General features: G+C 72.1%; 19 protein-coding genes. 13 read left to right on the top strand and 6 right to left on the bottom strand.

The annotated features are described in order from the left end of the window. Position 1: 1 nt before the first annotated feature. From R2E43_RS05915 to R2E43_RS05885, 7 genes are read left to right on the top strand one after another with little or no spacing between them, the layout of a single operon-like run. The gene (locus R2E43_RS05915; protein ID WP_003972476.1) at positions 2–265 is read left to right on the top strand and encodes a gas vesicle protein GvpG; all 264 of its coding nucleotides are present in this window, start codon (positions 2–4) and stop codon (positions 263–265) included. Continuing rightward, positions 262–972 carry a DNA primase gene (locus R2E43_RS05910; RefSeq protein ID WP_319122945.1) on the top strand — a complete coding sequence of 237 codons (711 nt, stop codon included), beginning with the start codon at positions 262–264 and terminating at the stop codon, positions 970–972. The genes R2E43_RS05915 and R2E43_RS05910 overlap by 4 nt, the downstream gene beginning before the upstream one ends. Then, positions 969–2,099 (top strand): SRPBCC family protein, encoded by a 1,131-nt coding sequence (locus R2E43_RS05905; RefSeq protein ID WP_003972474.1) that lies wholly within the window; start codon positions 969–971, stop codon positions 2,097–2,099. Before R2E43_RS05910 ends, R2E43_RS05905 begins: the two co-directional genes overlap by 4 nt. Continuing rightward, entirely contained in the window at positions 2,096–2,425 is a 330-nt protein-coding gene (locus tag R2E43_RS05900; protein ID WP_003972473.1) for a gas vesicle protein, read from the top strand. Before R2E43_RS05905 ends, R2E43_RS05900 begins: the two co-directional genes overlap by 4 nt. Continuing rightward, complete coding sequence (locus tag R2E43_RS05895) at positions 2,422–3,201, top strand: GvpL/GvpF family gas vesicle protein (RefSeq protein ID WP_011030972.1); 780 nt, start codon at positions 2,422–2,424, stop codon at positions 3,199–3,201. The genes R2E43_RS05900 and R2E43_RS05895 overlap by 4 nt, the downstream gene beginning before the upstream one ends. Then, positions 3,198–3,380, top strand: coding sequence for a gas vesicle protein (locus R2E43_RS05890; RefSeq protein ID WP_003972471.1), 183 nt, complete (start codon positions 3,198–3,200; stop codon positions 3,378–3,380). The genes R2E43_RS05895 and R2E43_RS05890 overlap by 4 nt, the downstream gene beginning before the upstream one ends. A 1-nt stretch (position 3,381) precedes the next feature. Further along, complete coding sequence (locus tag R2E43_RS05885) at positions 3,382–3,678, top strand: gas vesicle protein K (protein ID WP_003972470.1); 297 nt, start codon at positions 3,382–3,384, stop codon at positions 3,676–3,678. 90 nt (positions 3,679–3,768) lie between these two features. On the opposite strand, the gene R2E43_RS05880 is transcribed toward R2E43_RS05885, so the two are convergent. The 3 genes from R2E43_RS05880 to R2E43_RS05870 all read right to left on the bottom strand — a co-directional run bounded on the left by R2E43_RS05880 (position 3,769) and on the right by R2E43_RS05870 (position 6,431). Continuing rightward, positions 3,769–3,939, bottom strand: coding sequence for a hypothetical protein (locus R2E43_RS05880; RefSeq protein ID WP_003972469.1), 171 nt, complete (start codon positions 3,937–3,939; stop codon positions 3,769–3,771). Between the two features lie 54 nt (positions 3,940–3,993). Beyond that, positions 3,994–4,815 (bottom strand): methyltransferase domain-containing protein, encoded by an 822-nt coding sequence (locus R2E43_RS05875; protein WP_011030973.1) that lies wholly within the window; start codon positions 4,813–4,815, stop codon positions 3,994–3,996. Between the two features lie 110 nt (positions 4,816–4,925). Next, positions 4,926–6,431 (bottom strand): bifunctional phosphatase PAP2/diacylglycerol kinase family protein, encoded by a 1,506-nt coding sequence (locus tag R2E43_RS05870; protein ID WP_003972467.1) that lies wholly within the window; start codon positions 6,429–6,431, stop codon positions 4,926–4,928. 123 nt (positions 6,432–6,554) lie between these two features. Between R2E43_RS05870 and R2E43_RS05865 the strand changes: the two genes are divergently transcribed. Then, on the top strand, positions 6,555–8,174 hold the full coding sequence (locus R2E43_RS05865; protein WP_003972466.1) for an ABC-F family ATP-binding cassette domain-containing protein: 1,620 nt from the start codon (positions 6,555–6,557) through the stop codon (positions 8,172–8,174). A 29-nt stretch (positions 8,175–8,203) separates the two neighbouring features. On the opposite strand, the gene R2E43_RS05860 is transcribed toward R2E43_RS05865, so the two are convergent. Further along, positions 8,204–9,325, bottom strand: a complete 1,122-nt coding sequence (locus R2E43_RS05860; RefSeq protein WP_003972465.1) for a baeRF2 domain-containing protein — start codon at positions 9,323–9,325, stop codon at positions 8,204–8,206. 62 nt (positions 9,326–9,387) lie between these two features. On the opposite strand from R2E43_RS05860, the gene R2E43_RS05855 reads away from it, so the two are divergent. Continuing rightward, positions 9,388–9,666 carry a DUF6158 family protein gene (locus R2E43_RS05855; protein WP_016327754.1) on the top strand — a complete coding sequence of 93 codons (279 nt, stop codon included), beginning with the start codon at positions 9,388–9,390 and terminating at the stop codon, positions 9,664–9,666. Positions 9,667–9,747: 81 nt separating this feature from the next. Here the strand turns inward: R2E43_RS05855 and R2E43_RS05850 are convergent, their stop codons facing one another. Both R2E43_RS05850 and R2E43_RS05845 read right to left on the bottom strand, forming a co-directional pair. Further along, entirely contained in the window at positions 9,748–10,290 is a 543-nt protein-coding gene (locus R2E43_RS05850; RefSeq protein ID WP_003972463.1) for a type 1 glutamine amidotransferase domain-containing protein, read from the bottom strand. A gap of 25 nt (positions 10,291–10,315) precedes the next feature. Beyond that, complete coding sequence (locus tag R2E43_RS05845) at positions 10,316–10,714, bottom strand: DUF2795 domain-containing protein (protein ID WP_003972462.1); 399 nt, start codon at positions 10,712–10,714, stop codon at positions 10,316–10,318. 208 nt (positions 10,715–10,922) lie between these two features. Between R2E43_RS05845 and R2E43_RS05840 the strand changes: the two genes are divergently transcribed. The 4 genes from R2E43_RS05840 to R2E43_RS05825 all read left to right on the top strand — a co-directional run bounded on the left by R2E43_RS05840 (position 10,923) and on the right by R2E43_RS05825 (position 15,372). After that, entirely contained in the window at positions 10,923–13,313 is a 2,391-nt protein-coding gene (locus R2E43_RS05840; RefSeq protein ID WP_003972461.1) for an ATP-binding cassette domain-containing protein, read from the top strand. 67 nt (positions 13,314–13,380) lie between these two features. Then, positions 13,381–13,863 (top strand): helix-turn-helix transcriptional regulator, encoded by a 483-nt coding sequence (locus R2E43_RS05835; RefSeq protein ID WP_016327755.1) that lies wholly within the window; start codon positions 13,381–13,383, stop codon positions 13,861–13,863. A gap of 5 nt (positions 13,864–13,868) precedes the next feature. After that, entirely contained in the window at positions 13,869–14,285 is a 417-nt protein-coding gene (locus R2E43_RS05830) for a VOC family protein (protein WP_030863191.1), read from the top strand. Positions 14,286–14,571: 286 nt separating this feature from the next. After that, a complete protein-coding gene (locus R2E43_RS05825; protein WP_016327756.1) occupies positions 14,572–15,372 on the top strand; it encodes an RNA polymerase sigma factor SigF in 801 nt (266 codons plus the stop codon). Positions 15,373–15,456 lie beyond the last annotated feature (84 nt).

Below are 15,456 nucleotides of genomic sequence, written 5' to 3'. Positions count from 1 at the left end.
CATGGGTCTGATCTCTGAGGTCCTGCTGCTGCCGTTCGCACCGGTGCGCGGCGGCGGATGGGCCATCAGACAGGTGCTGGAGGAGGCCGAGCGGATCTACTACGACCCGGCCACGGTACGGGCCGAACTTGCCCGCCTGGAAGAGCAGTTGGAGGCCGGTGAGATCACGGAGGAGGAGTTCGACCGACAGGAGGACGAGCTCTTGGACCGGCTGGAGATCGCTACGCGCACAAGCGCGGGATTGGGCAACGGGACGGCACCATGAATCGAGTGGGACTGGGCCTCGCCATAGGGGCCGGATACCTGCTGGGACGCACGAAGAAGCTGAAAATGGCGGTAGCCGTGGGCACCATGGTGGCCGGCAAGAAGCTGAACCTGACCCCGAAGGGCATCGCCGAACTGGTCTCCGGCCAACTGCAGAACAACCCGCAGTTCAAGGAGATCGGGGACCAGTTGCGCACCGACCTGCGGGGCGTGGGCAAGGCGGCCTCGGGCGCCATGGTCGAGCGGCAGATCGACGCCCTCGCCGACCGGTTGCACGGGCGCACCGCCGAGGTGCGCGACCAGCTCTCCGGCGTGGCCTCCCGGGCACCCGGCACCGGATCCGACGACTCCCGCGACTCCCGCGACTCCGAGGCCTCGGAGGACTCGGAGTACGAGGAGGCCAGGGAGCGAGAGGAGCCCGAGGAGCACCAGGACGCCGAGGAGCCCCAGCAGGCCGAGGAGTCCGAGGAGTCCGAGGAGCGGCGGGCGCCGCGGCGCGCGCGGCCCGCGAAGAAGGCATCGCCCGAGACGCGCGGCACGGCCGGAAAGGCGCCCGCGAAGAAGGCCGCCGCCAAGGCCCCCGCGAAGAAGGCGGCGGCCAAGCGTGCCCAGCCCGCCAAGAAGGCGGCCGGAAAGAAGACGGCAGGGGCCAGGAACGCCGCCCGCGGCGCCGGTGCCCGGCGGTCGAAGGACGGTGGTGAGCGATGAGCGACTCCCTGGGGTCCGCGGCCTCCACGGCGGGAAAGGCGGCGAAGAAGAACCCGCTGGCCGACGTGGCGCAGAGCGAGGCGGCCGACCGGCTCAAGGCCGAGGTGCAGGACTACCTCGCCGCACAGGCGACCCGGCTGCTGACCGGGGTCGGCACCAAGCTCGGCGAGACCACCGGCAAACTCAACGACATCGCCGAGGGCAACAGCCCCGGATTCGCCAAGCTCGCCCTCGACGGCGGACGCAAGCTGGCCGAGGGCAAGAGCCCGATGCGGGCCGCCTTCGAGGTCGGCGCCGGCAAGGTGAAGGACAACGTGGTCGGCGCCTTCAAGAACCTCACCGGCGGCAAGGGCCGCAAGAAGGGCGGTGGGGGCCAGAAGCCGACCGTCATCATCGAGTACGTCGACGTGGGCGTGCCGCTGCGCACGGCCTACGACCAGTGGACCCAGTACCAGGACTTCAGCACCTTCGCGAAGGGCGTCAAGAGCGCGAACCGCGCCGACGACACGTCCTCCGACTGGCAGCTGAAGGTCCTGTGGTCCAACCGCAGCTGGAAGGCGACGACCACCGAGCAGGTGCCCGACGACCGGATCTCCTGGACGTCGGAGGGCGCCAAGGGCTCCACCAAGGGCGTCGTCAGCTTCCACGAACTCGCCGCCAACCTGACCCGGGTCGTCCTGGTCATCGAGTACTACCCGAAGGGCCTGTTCGAGAAGACCGGCAACATCTGGCGCGCCCAGGGCCGCCGGGCCCGGCTCGACCTCAAGAACTACGTCCGCCACATCACGTTCAAGGGCGAGGCCGACGACGGCTGGCGCGGCGAGATCCGCGACGGCGAGGTCGTCCGCAGCCACGAGGACGCCGTCGCCGAGGAGGAAGAGGAGCGGCAGGCGGAGCAGGAGCCGGAGCAGGAGCCGGAGCAGGAGCCCGAGGGCGAGTACGACGAGGAGGCGGAGGGCGAGCCCGAAGAGGAGTACGACGAGGAGGCGGAAAGCGAGTACGCGGAGCCCGAGGAGGACGAGGCGCCCGAGGAGGACAAGGAAGCCGGGGAGGACGAGTACGCGTCCGGTGACGAGGACGAGGACGAGTACGAGTACGAGGACGCCGAGGGCGGGAGCCGTCGATGACCACCCCCAGCCGGCTGCCCGATCCCTACGGTCAGGGACAGAGCGCCAACCTCGCCGACATCCTGGAACGGGTGCTCGACAAGGGAGTCGTGATCGCGGGCGACATCAAGATCAACCTGCTCGACATCGAGTTGCTGACCATCAAGCTGCGACTCGTCGTCGCCTCCGTCGACAAGGCCAAGGAGATGGGCATCGACTGGTGGGAGAGCGACCCCGCACTGTCCTCGCGCGCCCGGCACGACGAACTCACCCGGGAGAACGCGGCACTCCGCGAACGCCTGCGTGAGCTGGACCCGGGCCGGGTGCCGAGGGAGGAGGCACCGTGACCGGACTGCGCTACGTCTATGCCGTCTGCCGCCCCTTCGACGCGGCCCTCCAGTCCCAGCTCGCGGGCGTGGCGGACGACCCGCCCAGGCTGCTGGCGCACGGAGACCTGGTCGCCGTCGTCAGCCATGTGCCCGAGGCCGACTTCGGCGAGGAGGCGCTGCGCGCCCGCCTGGAGGACCTGGACTGGCTGACCGCCACCGCCCGCGCCCACCAGCAGGTGGTCGACGCGCTCACCGCCGTCACCACCCCGCTGCCGCTCCGGCTGGCCACCGTCTTCCGCGACGACAGCGGCGTACGGGTGATGCTGGAGGAGCGCGAGGCGGCCTTCCGGCGCACGCTCGACCGGCTGGACGGCCGGGTGGAGTGGGGCGTGAAGGTGTACGTCGAGGGGGAACCGGCCGAGCGGCCGGAGGCGTCGGCACCGCCCGCGCCCAAGCCGGCCACGGGCCGGGACTACCTGCGGCAGCGGCGCCGGCAGTCCCGGGCGAACGACGACCTGTGGAGCAGGGCCGAACAGTTCGCCACCGGTCTGCACGCGGCGCTGTCCGAACGGGCCGACGGCGCCCGGCTGCACGCGCCGCAGAACCCCCGCCTTTCCGGTGCCGCCGGGCGGAACGTTCTCAATGCCGCCTATCTGGTGGCCCGCGACGCATCCGAGGAATTCGTCGAAATGGTGGACCGTACGAAGGACGACGCCCCCGGAATTCGCGTGGAACTCACCGGTCCGTGGGCGGCCTATTCCTTCGCCGGAGAGACAGAGGAGGAGGGATCGTGACCGTCGTGGAGCGCCGCGAGATCGCGTTGGTCGACCTGCTCGACCGGCTGCTGGCGGGCGGAGTCGTCATCACCGGTGACGTCACGCTGCGCATCGCGGACGTCGACCTGGTCCGCATCGATCTGAACGCGCTGATCAGCTCGGTCAACCGCAACGTTCCCTCACCGTTCGGGGACTGACGTGAGTGAACCCGCCGAGCCCCGCAAGCGCCGCCTCGACCTCGAGCCCGACACGGTCGAGCGCGACCTGATCAAGCTGGTCCTGACGGTCGTCGAACTGCTGCGCCAGCTCATGGAACGCCAGGCGCTGCGCCGTGTCGACGAGGGCGACCTGAGCGAGGACCAGGAAGAGCGGATCGGGCTCACCCTGATGCTCCTCGACGACCGTATGACCGAACTGCGTGACCGCTACGGACTGCGGCCCGAGGACCTGAACCTGGACCTCGGGCCGCTGGGACCGCTGCTGCCCCGGGAGTGAGCACTCCCGGGGCAGCAGCCTCGTCACCTGTTGTACGTCACTTGTCGTACGTCACCCGCTGTACGTCATCCGTCGTGCGTCACCGGTCGTTCACCACCGGTACCAGCGGCCCCTGCCGCCGCCGGCCGTCGTCCCGCGGGCCAGGAAACCGATCAGCCACAGGACCAGAACCGCCAGAGCGATCCACCAGAGCACCTTCACCGCGAATCCGATACCGAAAAGGACGATCGCGAGAAGCAGTACGAGCAGAAGCGGAACCATAATGTTGAACCTCCTGTCGTACTGGTTTCCCGATTTTCACCGAACAGGCGTCGGTCACGCTTCCTTCCGGCACAGGATTTCGCCGTGCAGAACGCTGAACCAGCTTTCCGGGTGCTTTCCCCAGTCCCGCCAGGCCGCCGACACGGCGCGCAGTCGCTCCGGCGTCGCATGGCCGCCCTCGGTGGCGCGCTCCGCGTACGCGGACGCCAGGGTGCGGTCCGCCCACAGGCCGCTCCACCACTCCCGCTCCTCGGGCGTGGTGAAGGTCCAGGTGGCCGACGTCGCCGTGATGTCGGTGAACCCCGCCTCGAGCGCCCAGGCCTTCAGCCGGCGTCCGGCGTCCGGCTCGCCGCCGTTGGCGCGGGCCACCCGGTGGTACAGGTCCAGCCAGTCGTCCATGCCCGAAGACGCGGGGTACCAGGTCATGGCCCCGTAGTCGGAGTCGCGGACGGCGATGAACCCGCCCGGCCGCGCGACCCGCCTCATCTCGCGCAGCGCCCGCACCGGGTCACCCACGTGCTGGAGCACCTGGTGGGCGTGGACCACGCAGAAGGTGTCGTCCGGGTAGTCCAGCGCGTGCACGTCCGCGACCGCGAAGCCGGTGTTCTCCAGCCCCCGCGCGGCGGCCGTGGCCCTGGCCCGCTCCACGATCTCCGGCGACCGGTCCACGCCGGTGACGTGGCCCTCCGGTACCCGTTCCGCCAGATCGGCGGTGATGGTGCCCGGCCCGCAGCCGATGTCCAGGATCCGCATGTGGGGCCGCAGGGAACCGAGCAGGTAGGCGGCGGAGTTCTCGGCGGTGCGCCAGGTGTGCGAGCGCAGCACGGACTCGTGGTGGCCGTGCGTGTAGACGGCGGTCTCATGCGGCTTCGGCATGGTCGATCCCCTCTCCCGACAGTGTGATCACGGTACGCCCGTCAGCCGCATGGTGAGATTACTGTTTTGCCATGTGGACTGACGGGGTGTCAGGGAGAGAGGGAGTGGTGTCAGGAGAACAGGCCGCCGCCGGGCAGCGGCCGGTACACCGTGAGCGCCTCGGGCAGCTTCTCCAGCGTCAGGTCGCCCTCGGTCTCGGTCAGCTCGCCGTCGTACGCCATCAGCGTGCCCGGCGCGACCCCCGACAGGCGCAGCCGGGGTACCTGCACCGCCGCGTGGGCGGGGGAGCGGGTCAGCGGTCCGGCGAGGGCCGCGGACAGCAGCCGCAGGGCCGGCCGGCGGCCCCCGTGCACCACCCGCACGTCCAGCTGTCCGTCGGCCAGGTCGAGCCGGCGACCCGAGGCGAGCCCGCGGCGGTGGTACGTGCCGTTGCCCGCGAACAGCATCCACAGCGGGCGCCGGCGGCCCCGCACCTCGGCCTCCAGCGGGTGCCGGTCGGCGCGCAGCACCCGCACGGCGGCGAGCACCCCGGCCGGCCAGCCGCCGATCCGGGGCGACCAGCGCTCCCGCTCGTTGACCAGCTCCGGGTACACGCCGAGGCTGAAGGTGTTCAGGAAGACACCCCGCCGCCCGCCGGAGGCGAACCGGCCCACGTCCACCCGCACCCCCTCGCCCCGCTCCAGCGCCCCGCACAGATCCCGTACGTCCTCCACGCCCAGGTCGTAGGCGAAGTGGTTGAGCGTGCCGCCGGGCAGCACCGCGAGCGGCAGGCCGTGGCGGAGCGCGATCTCGGCCGCCGCGTTCACGGTGCCGTCGCCGCCGCACACGCCGAGCGCCCGGGCGTGGCCGGCCGCCTTCTCGAGTTCGGCCCGGACGTCCCCGGGCTCGCACTCCACGACCTCCGCGTCGGGCAGCGCGTCGCACAGGGCCCGCACCCGGTCCGAGGTGCCCGAGCCGACGTTGGCGACCATCACCAGCCCCTCGCCCCCCGGCAGTGCGGGCACCTCGGCCCGCGGCCGGGCCGGCGGCGTGTGCTGGGACCGGGTCGGCACCAGGCCCCGTACGGCGAACGCGGCCCCCGCACCGAGGGCCGCACCGGCCAGGACGTCGCTCGGGAAGTGGACGCCGGTGTAGACCCGGGACAGGGCCACCGCGGCGGCCACCGGGGCCACCGCCGCACCCCAGGCCGGGGACTCCAGCGCGACCCCGGTCGCGAACGCGGCGGCCGACGCGGCGTGCCCCGAGGGGAAGGACGTCGTGATCGGCTGCCGCTTCAGCTGCCGGACCAGCGGCACCGGGTCCAGTACCGGACGGGGGCGCCGCACCGAGCGCTTGCCCAGCGTGTTGATCGTCAGCGAGGCCAGGCCCAGCGAGGCGAGCCCCCGGGCGGCCGCGCGCCGGGCCCTCGGGGTGCGCGACGCGGCCAGAGCAGCGCCCACCGCGAACCACAGCACTCCGTGATTGGCGCCGCGGCTCAACCGGGGCAGCAGCGGGTCCGCGCCCGGCCAGGTGCGGGAGGCGACGGCCTCGAACGCCCGCTGGTCCAGCCGCAGGAAGCCGTTGCGGAGGGGGTGCGGGCCGGGCAGGGCGGCGGTGAGGTCTACGTCGGGACTCATGGATCCCGCCTACCCTGCGGACGGCGTTTCCTGCCGGTGGTCCGCGCCACATGCCCGGGGCTCGGACGCCGCGGCGGAAATGGGTTTGCCCGGGGAGCGGCCGGAGCCGCAGAATCCCGTCCCATGGGTCACCTCGAAGCCGCGCACCTGGAGTACTACCTCCCCGACGGGAGGGCGCTCCTCGGCGACGTCTCCTTCCGGGTGGGGGAGGGGGCCGTCGTGGCCCTCGTCGGACCCAACGGCGCGGGCAAGACCACCCTGCTGCGCCTGCTGGCCGGGGAGCTGAGACCGCACGGCGGGACCGTGGCCGTCGGTGGCGGCCTCGGCGTGATGCGCCAGTTCGTGGGCTCCGTCCGCGACGAGACCACCGTGCGCGACCTGCTGGTGTCCGTCGCGCCGCCCCGGATCCGGGAGGCCGCGCGCGCCGTCGACACCGCCGAGCACGCGATCATGACGGTGGACGACGAGGCCGCCCAGCTGACCTACGCGCAGGCGCTCTCCGACTGGGCCGAGGCGCGGGGGTACGAGGCGGAGACCCTGTGGGACATGTGCACCACGGCCGCGCTGGGGATGCCGTACGACAAGGCCCAGTGGCGGCAGGTGCGCACCCTGTCCGGGGGTGAACAAAAACGCCTCGTCCTGGAGGCGCTGCTGCGCGGCACCGACGAGGTGCTGCTGCTCGACGAGCCGGACAACTACCTCGACGTGCCCGGCAAGCGCTGGCTGGAGGAGCGGCTCGCCGAGACCCGCAAGACCGTGCTGTTCGTCTCCCACGACCGGGAACTGCTGGCCCGCGCCGCCGAGAAGATCGTCTCGGTCGAGCCCGGACCCGCGGGCGCCGACGCCTGGGTGCACGGCGGTGGCTTCACCACCTTCCACGAGGCCCGCCGCGAACGCTTCGCCCGCTTCGAGGAACTGCGCCGCCGCTGGGACGAGAAGCACGCCCAGTTGAAGAAGCTGGTGCTGACGCTGCGCCAGGCCGCGGAGAACAGTCACGACATGGCGTCCCGCTACCGCGCCGCCCAGACCCGGCTGCGCAAGTTCGAGGAGGCCGGGCCGCCGCCCGAGCCGCCGCGCGAGCAGGACATCAGGATGCGCCTGAAGGGCGGCCGCACCGGCGTCCGCGCCGTCACCTGCGGGCAACTGGAACTCACCGGCCTGATGAAACCCTTCGACCTGGAGGTCTTCTACGGCGAACGGGTCGCCGTCCTCGGCTCCAACGGCTCCGGCAAGTCGCATTTCCTGCGGCTGCTGGCCGGCGACGACGTGGCGCACACCGGGGACTGGAAGCTCGGGGCGCGTGTGGTGCCCGGCCACTTCGCGCAGACCCACGCCCACCCCGAGCTGCTGGGCCGCACCCTCCTGGACATCCTGTGGACCGAGCACGCCCAGGACCGGGGCGCCGCCATGTCCCGGCTGCGCCGCTACGAACTGACCCAGCAGGCCGAGCAGGCCTTCGACCGGCTCTCCGGCGGCCAGCAGGCCCGCTTCCAGATCCTGCTGCTGGAACTCCAGGGCGTCACCGCCCTGCTCCTCGACGAGCCCACCGACAACCTCGACCTGGAATCGGCCGAAGCCCTCCAGGAGGGCCTGGAGGGCTTCGAGGGCACGGTCCTCTCGGTCACCCACGACCGCTGGTTCGCCCGCTCCTTCGACCGGTACCTGGTCTTCGGCAGCGACGGCCGGGTGCGCGAGACGACGGAGCCGGTCTGGGACGAACGGCGGGTGGAGCGGGCCCGCTGACGTCCGGACCCCGGCGGGACACCGGGAGGTCACTTCCAGCGCAGCAGCGCCCCCAGGCCGCCCACCGGCGCCTTCTGGGAGGTCTCCGGCGGCAGCACCGGCGTCACCGAGATCGCGGGCGCGCCGGTCATCACCGCCGACCGCAGCAGGGCGTCGTCCGCCCGCGCCGACCAGGAGTTCTGCTCGCCGAGCGTCTTCAGCTCCGTACGGCGCACCGCCACCTGGTCGGCGTCCTCGCCGATCCACACCTCGCGGTGCGTGTCGGGGGCGTCCGGGATGACCAGCAGCTCGTCGATGCGGTGCTCCCGGGCGGCCTCGACCAGCGCGGGCACGCCCTCCGCCGCGCCGGCCCGGCCCTCGTCGTCCGGCGACCGGGCGGCCAGGAACCGGTCCAGGTCCTCCCGGGCACGGGCCCGGACGTGGTCGTCGCGCAGCCCCTCCACCTCGTCGTCCAGCAGCCTGCTGCCGGCGCCCCGGGAGGCCTCGGCGACGCGCTCCTGCAGACGCGAGGGCAGCCGCTCGTGCACCGAGCGCCGCTCCCGGTCGTCACCGACCAGGATCAGCAGGTCGGCGCCGGTCTCCTCCTGGCACACGGCGAGCGCGTCCGCGATCTCCGCGGCGTTGTGCTCCCAGGTGTTCTCCACCCGGAGCTGGAAGTGGCGCTCCGACCAGTCCGCGCTGCTCGTGCGGTGCACCGGCCACTGCCTGCCGGTCACGCCGCCCGCGTCGGAGCTGCCCAGCGCGCTGCGCAGCTCGAAGTCGGCACCCTTGCGGTCGATGTACGCCACCACGCACACCGGGTCCTCGCCGGCCAGGTCGAGCAGCGGCGTGACGTGCGGCAGCGGGGCCCAGTCGGCGGTGGTCCCGCCGTACGGGGGCCGGGCCAGCGCCGGATCGAGGACCACCTGTCCCGCACACGCGAACAGCGCCCGCCCGTGCGGATCGGTGGCGTGCCGCAGCTCGTCCACCGCCTCCCGCACCGCCCGGCACGTGGCGTCGTCCGCGCCCTGCTCCGCCAGCTCCCGGGCCACCGCGGCGGCCGTCAGCTCACGCTCGTGGGGGGTGTCCTCCGTGTGCCGGGAGAGGTCGACGTAGACGGAGGCCCAGGGGCCCTGGTGTTCGTAGAGGGGGTGCAGAAACGCGAGATCCATGTGGCTGCCCTCCCGGGTGCCGCTCGGGGGTGGTAGTGCTGCGGGGCGGGTACCCGGGACGCATGAACGAACACGACACGCGGGACGACACCATGACCGGAGTGGACCCGGGCCGCCTGGACGACCAGCAGCTGATGAAAGAGCTGGAGACCATCCACCGCACGCGCCACGACACCCTGCTGTACGGGTCGAACGACGCGCTGCGGGCCCACAACGACCGCATGGCCCGGCTGGAGGGCGAGTGGCTGCGCCGCAACCCCCGGCGCCCGGTGGCCCCCGGCCGCACCCGCGAGGGCGCCCGGGAACGCGGCTGCGGCCGGGCCGCCGCGCCCGGTGGCTGAGCGCGACGGCGGGCCACCGGCGATCCCTCGCCGGTGGCCCGTCCGCCCGTCGCTCGGTCGTCCGCGCTGTTCCTGTCCGTCTCAGCCGGCCGCCTTGGCGAACTGCGCGAGGTAGGTCTCGCAGAACGCCTCGAGGTCGTCCGGCTTGCGGCTGGTGACCAGGACGTTGTCGCCCGCGTCGCAGACCTGGACCTGTTCGTCGACCCAGGTGGCGCCCGCGTTGCGCAGGTCCGTTCGCAGACTGGGCCACGAGGTCATGGTGCGGCCGCGCACCACGTCCGCCTCCACGAGCGTCCACGGCGCGTGACAGATGGCGGCCACCGGCCGGCCCTGCGTGAAGAAGTCCTTGACGAAGGCCACGGCCTTCTCGTCCATTCGCAGGAAGTCCGGATTGGCCACCCCGCCGGGCAGGACGAGACCGCCGAACGCGTCGGCGGAGGTCTCGCCCACCACCTCGTCGACGGGGAACGTGTCCGCCTTGTCGAGGTGGTCGAAGCCCTGGATCTCGCCGGACTGCGTGGAGACGAGCACCGGATCGTGCCCCGCCTCCTTCGCCGCCCGCCACGGCTCGGTCAGTTCCACCTGCTCCACGCCCTCGGGCGCGGTCAGAAATGCGATGCGCATGGAGTTTCGGTATCCCTTCCGGCGCCTACGCGCCCTGCGAACCGGACCGGCCGCTCTCGGTGAGGGCCACCGCCAGCTCCTGGACGTTGTCGTAGCGCGCCTTGTGCGGCAGTCGGTCCAGCCCCTCGACGAGGGCGTCCGGCGCGTTGCCGCGGCGCAGTGTGCGGGTCAGTTCCCGCGGACCCGCGGGGAAGCTGCCCCGGGTCAGGTTCCGGGCCAGCTCGAGCCGCAGGGCCTCCAGATACGTCGGTCCGCGGCCCGGTGTCACCGGTCCGTACATGACGTCCGGATCGTCCTCGGCGGCCGGTTCCGGGTCGTTCCACTCCTCGCTGCGGGTGGGGTGCCCGGACCTGAGCAGACCCTGCAGTTCATGCTTCATCTCGTCGTCGCGGTGGACGCTCATCCGGTCGCTGCCTCGCTGCATGTCTCCCTCCAGATCCTTAAGGGGTGCCGACCGCGTACCCGGACACCGCGGACCGACACGGATTCATCCGGACGGGTCCGCTCCGATTTCCGCGGCCCGAGAGCGGATCAGTAATCGAGAAGCGCGGGCCGCCGGGCGCCCTCTAGCGTGTGACCACCGAGGCACTGAGGGCGTCACCTTCACCGAGCCCCCGACAGATGGAGACACGATGAGCAGCGCCAAGAGGCCGGGCACGCCGGGACCCGGGTCGCACGTCGCCGACAGCCACGACCTGATCCGTGTGCACGGCGCCCGCGAGAACAACCTCAAGGACGTCAGCGTCGACATCCCCAAGCGCCGGCTGACCGTGTTCACCGGCGTCTCCGGCTCGGGCAAGAGCTCGCTGGTGTTCAACACCATCGCCGCCGAGTCGCAGCGGCTGATCAACGAGACCTACAGCGCGTTCGTCCAGGGCTTCATGCCCACACTCGCCCGCCCCGAGGTGGACGTCCTGGACGGCCTCACCACCGCCATCATCGTGGACCAGCAGCGGATGGGCGCCGACCCCCGCTCCACCGTCGGCACCGCCACCGACGTCAACGCGATGCTGCGCATCCTCTTCAGCCGCCTCGGCGAGCCCCGCATCGGCCCGCCCAGCGCGTACTCCTTCAACACCGCCTCGGTCCGGGCCAGCGGCGCGATCACCGTCGAACGGGGCAACAAGAAGGCGGTCAGGGCGACGTTCGAGCGCACCGGCGGCATGTGCACCCACTGCGAGGGCCGCGGCACCGTCTCCGACATCGACCTCACCCAGCTCTACGACGACTCCAAGTCGCTCGCCGAGGGCGCCTTCACCATCCCCGGCTGGAAGTCGGACAGCCAGTGGACCGTGCAGGTGTACGCCCAGTCCGGCTTCGTCGACCCGGACAAGCCGATCCGCGAGTACACCGAGAAGGAGCTGCGGGACTTCCTGTACGGCGAGCCGGTCAAGGTGAAGGTCAACGGCGTCAACCTCACCTACGAAGGCCTGATCCCCAAGATCCAGAAGTCCTTCCTGTCCAAGGACAAGGAAGCCATGCAGCCGCACATCAGGGCTTTCGTGGAACGGGCCGTCACCTTCACCACCTGTCCCGAGTGCGAGGGCACCCGGCTCAGCGAGGGCGCCCGCTCGTCGAAGATCAAGAAGATCTCCATCGCGGACGCCTGCGCGATGGAGATCCGGGACCTCGCCGAGTGGGTCCGGGACCTGACCGAGCCCTCGGTGGCGCCGCTGCTCACCGCGCTGCGCGACACCCTCGACTCCTTCGTGGAGATCGGCCTCGGCTACCTCTCGCTCGACCGGCCGGCGGGCACCCTGTCCGGCGGCGAGGCACAGCGCGTCAAGATGATCCGCCACCTCGGCTCCTCGCTCACCGACACCACGTACGTCTTCGACGAGCCCACCGTCGGACTGCACCCGCACGACATCCAGCGGATGAACGACCTGCTGCTGCGCCTGCGGGACAAGGGCAACACGGTCCTCGTCGTCGAGCACAAGCCGGAGGCGATCGCGATCGCCGACCACGTGGTCGACCTCGGCCCCGGTGCCGGCACCGCGGGCGGCACCGTCTGCTTCGAGGGCACCGTCGAGGAGCTGCGGGCCGCCGACACCGTCACCGGCCGCCACCTCGACGACCGGGCCGTCCTCAAGGAGTCGGTCCGCAAGCCCGCCGGCGCCCTGGGGATCCGCGACGCGCGGACGCACAACCTCCAGGGCGTCGACGTCGACGTCCCGCTCGGCGTGCTCTGTGTGGTCACCGGCGTGGCGGGCTCCGGCAAGAGCTCGCTGATCCACGGCTCGGTCCCGGCCGGCGCCGACGTCGTCTCGGTCGACCAGAGCCCCATCAAGGGCTCGCGGCGCAGCAACCCCGCGACGTACACCGGGCTGCTCGACCCGATCCGCAAGGCCTTCGCCAAGGCCAACGGCGTGAAGCCGGCCCTCTTCAGCGCCAACTCCGAGGGCGCCTGCCCCACCTGCAACGGCGCCGGAGTAATCTACACCGACCTGGCCATGATGGCCGGCGTCGCCACCCCCTGCGAGGACTGCGAGGGCAAGCGGTTCCAGCCCGCCGTCCTGGAGTACCGTTTCGGCGGCCGGGACATCAGCGAGGTGCTCGCGATGTCGGTGGACCAGGCCGAGGAGTTCTTCGGCGCCGGCGAGGCACGCACCCCGGCCGCCCACAAGATCCTCCAGCGGCTCTCCGACGTCGGCCTCGGCTACCTCACCCTCGGCCAGCCGCTGACCACCCTGTCCGGCGGCGAGCGGCAGCGGCTCAAGCTGGCCACCCACATGGGCGAGAAGGGCGGCGTCTACGTCCTCGACGAACCCACCACGGGACTGCACCTAGCCGACGTCGAGCAGCTGCTCGGCCTGCTCGACCGCCTCGTCGACGCCGGGAAGTCGGTCATCGTCATCGAGCACCACCAGGCCGTCATGGCCCACGCCGACTGGATCATCGACCTCGGCCCCGGCGCCGGGCACGACGGCGGCCGGGTCGTCTTCGAGGGCACCCCCGCCGACCTCGTCGCCGACCGCTCCACCCTCACCGGCGAGCACCTCGCCGCCTACGTCGGCGTCTGAGCGCGCCCCCTGCCCACGGCGCCGGAACCGCTACCGGGGGTGTCCGGCGCTGTGGGATCGTGGTCGGGTGACGACGCTGGAGGATCTGGCCCGGCTGCGCCGGGCCCGCGACCTGATGGACCGCGAGTACGCCGAGCCGCTCGACGTGCCGGCGCTGGCGCGCGTCGCCCTCATGTCGGCGGGCCACTTCTCCCGCAGCTTCCGCGCCGCCTACGGGGAGACGCCGTACAGCTACCTGATGACGCGCCGCATCGAGCGGGCCATGGCGCTGCTGCGGCGCGGCGACATGAGCGTCACCGAGGTCTGCTTCGCGGTCGGCTGTACCTCGCTGGGGTCGTTCAGCTCGCGGTTCACCGAACTGGTCGGCGAGAGCCCGAGCGCCTACCGGGAGCGCGATCACGCAGACGGGGCCGCCCTGCCGGCCTGCGTCGCCAAGGTCTACACCCGGCCGGTCAGGAACGGCGAGCCGGGCAGGAGCGGGACGCCGGCCGGCAAGAGCGAGTCGGTCAGGAACGGAGAAGCGGCGCCCGCGCCACCGACCGTAGCGTGACGCGCATGGACATCAGCCTCTCGCAGTGCTTCATAGCCGTCGACGACCACGACCGGGCGCTCGCCTTCTACCGGGACGTGCTCGGCCTGGAGGTCCGCAACGACGTCGGGTACGAGGGAATGCGCTGGGTGACCCTCGGCTCCCCGGCGCAGCCCGACGTGGACATCGTTCTCGAACCCCCGCTCGCGGACCCCAACGCCTCGGCCGCCGACAAGCAGGCGATGGCCGACCTGCTGGCCAAGGGCCACCTGCGCGGCGTCATCCTCGCCACCGACGACGTCGACGCCACCTTCGAACACGTCCGCGCCGCGGGCGCCGAGGTCCTCCAGGAACCGGTCGACCAGCCCTACGGCGTCCGCGACTGCGCCTTCCGCGACCCGGCCGGCAACATGGTGCGCCTCCACCGTCCGCGCAAGGGCTGAGAAACCGGGGGTTTGCCGCGGGGGACACGGGGCATGGGCAAGTTCAGTGCTTCGGACAGGAGGCACGTCCGTGGGAGCGGCGCGACGCCGCCACGGATGCGTCCGTCCGGGGGCCGGACGCCTTCCCACGGTGACCGCCCGACCAAGGGCCCCGTCGTCGGCACAGTGCCGCCGCCCGCGAGCCGCAGGTTCCGCAACCTCCGGCCGCGATCCGCGGAACGCACCGACCAGGCTGCCGCCCGGTGCGACGACGGGACCCCGCGCTCCGAGGGAGTTGCGACGCACCATGCCGATCCACGCCAGCGTGAAGCACCCGCACGACGACGCCCCCGACACCGCCGACGCCTTCCGTCGGCTCGCCACCCTTCCCGACGGTCCCGAGCACGACGAGCTGCGCGACCGGATCGTCGAGGCCTGGCTGCCCATGGCCGAACGGCTGGCGGGACGATTCCGCAGCCGCGGCGAGAGCTTCGAGGACCTGCGCCAGGTCGCGGCCCTCGGCCTGGTCAAGGCCGTCGACCGGTACGACCCCGAGCGCGGCAACGCCTTCGAGAGCTACGCCGTACCGACCATCACCGGGGAGATCAAGCGCCACTTCCGCGACCACATGTGGACCCTGCACGTGCCGCGCCGGGTCCAGGAACTGCGCAACCGCGTGCGCTTCGCCGGCCAGGACCTGTCCCAGACCATTCCGGGCCGCAGGCCCACCGTCGCCGAGATCGCCGAGCGCGCCGAACTGAGCGAGGAGGACGTCCGGGTCGGGCTCGAGGCGCTGGAGAGCTTCACCGCCCTGTCCCTGGACGCCGAACTCCCCGGCAGCGAGGACGGCTACTCGCTGGGCGACGCGCTCGGCGCCCCCGACCCGGCCCTCGACACGGTCGTCGACCGCGAGGCGGTCAAGGACCGGCTGGCCGCCCTGCCTCCGCGCGAGCGCGCCATCCTGTACATGCGCTTCTTCGACGACATGACCCAGAGCCGTATCGCGGAGCAGCTCGGCATCTCCCAGATGCACGTCTCCCGCCTGATCACCCGCTGCTGCGACCGGGTGCGGGAGCAGGTCCTGCGGGATCCGGGTCCGCAGGCGTGAAACCCGGGACTCACCCGCCCGGACGCCGCGTTCGCGCGAACGGAGCACGGTGACGGGCGCGGCCGTGCCGGGCGGGCTGTGATG

Origin of the sequence: Streptomyces violaceoruber (assembly GCF_033406955.1) — a bacterium.
GTDB lineage: Bacteria > Actinomycetota > Actinomycetes > Streptomycetales > Streptomycetaceae > Streptomyces > Streptomyces violaceoruber.
Note: the sequence above shows the minus strand (reverse complement) of the source record. Positions and strands in the feature narration are given on the sequence as shown.

Bases quoted from the DNA above. Each gene is read 5' to 3' on its own strand.
- R2E43_RS05915 (WP_003972476.1), top strand. From the start codon at position 2: ATGGGTCTGATCTCTGAGGTCCTGCTGCTGCCGTTCGCACCGGTGCGC.
- R2E43_RS05840 (WP_003972461.1), top strand. From the start codon at position 10,923: ATGAGCAGCGCCAAGAGGCCGGGCACGCCGGGACCCGGGTCGCACGTC.
- R2E43_RS05855 (WP_016327754.1), top strand. From the start codon at position 9,388: ATGAACGAACACGACACGCGGGACGACACCATGACCGGAGTGGACCCG.
- R2E43_RS05845 (WP_003972462.1), bottom strand. From the start codon at position 10,714: ATGCAGCGAGGCAGCGACCGGATGAGCGTCCACCGCGACGACGAGATG.
- R2E43_RS05875 (WP_011030973.1), bottom strand. From the start codon at position 4,815: ATGCCGAAGCCGCATGAGACCGCCGTCTACACGCACGGCCACCACGAG.
- R2E43_RS05850 (WP_003972463.1), bottom strand. From the start codon at position 10,290: ATGCGCATCGCATTTCTGACCGCGCCCGAGGGCGTGGAGCAGGTGGAA.
- R2E43_RS05905 (WP_003972474.1), top strand. From the start codon at position 969: ATGAGCGACTCCCTGGGGTCCGCGGCCTCCACGGCGGGAAAGGCGGCG.
- R2E43_RS05865 (WP_003972466.1), top strand. From the start codon at position 6,555: ATGGGTCACCTCGAAGCCGCGCACCTGGAGTACTACCTCCCCGACGGG.
- R2E43_RS05825 (WP_016327756.1), top strand. From the start codon at position 14,572: ATGCCGATCCACGCCAGCGTGAAGCACCCGCACGACGACGCCCCCGAC.
- R2E43_RS05900 (WP_003972473.1), top strand. From the start codon at position 2,096: ATGACCACCCCCAGCCGGCTGCCCGATCCCTACGGTCAGGGACAGAGC.
- R2E43_RS05830 (WP_030863191.1), top strand. From the start codon at position 13,869: ATGGACATCAGCCTCTCGCAGTGCTTCATAGCCGTCGACGACCACGAC.
- R2E43_RS05860 (WP_003972465.1), bottom strand. From the start codon at position 9,325: ATGGATCTCGCGTTTCTGCACCCCCTCTACGAACACCAGGGCCCCTGG.
- R2E43_RS05870 (WP_003972467.1), bottom strand. From the start codon at position 6,431: ATGAGTCCCGACGTAGACCTCACCGCCGCCCTGCCCGGCCCGCACCCC.
- R2E43_RS05880 (WP_003972469.1), bottom strand. From the start codon at position 3,939: ATGGTTCCGCTTCTGCTCGTACTGCTTCTCGCGATCGTCCTTTTCGGT.
- R2E43_RS05910 (WP_319122945.1), top strand. From the start codon at position 262: ATGAATCGAGTGGGACTGGGCCTCGCCATAGGGGCCGGATACCTGCTG.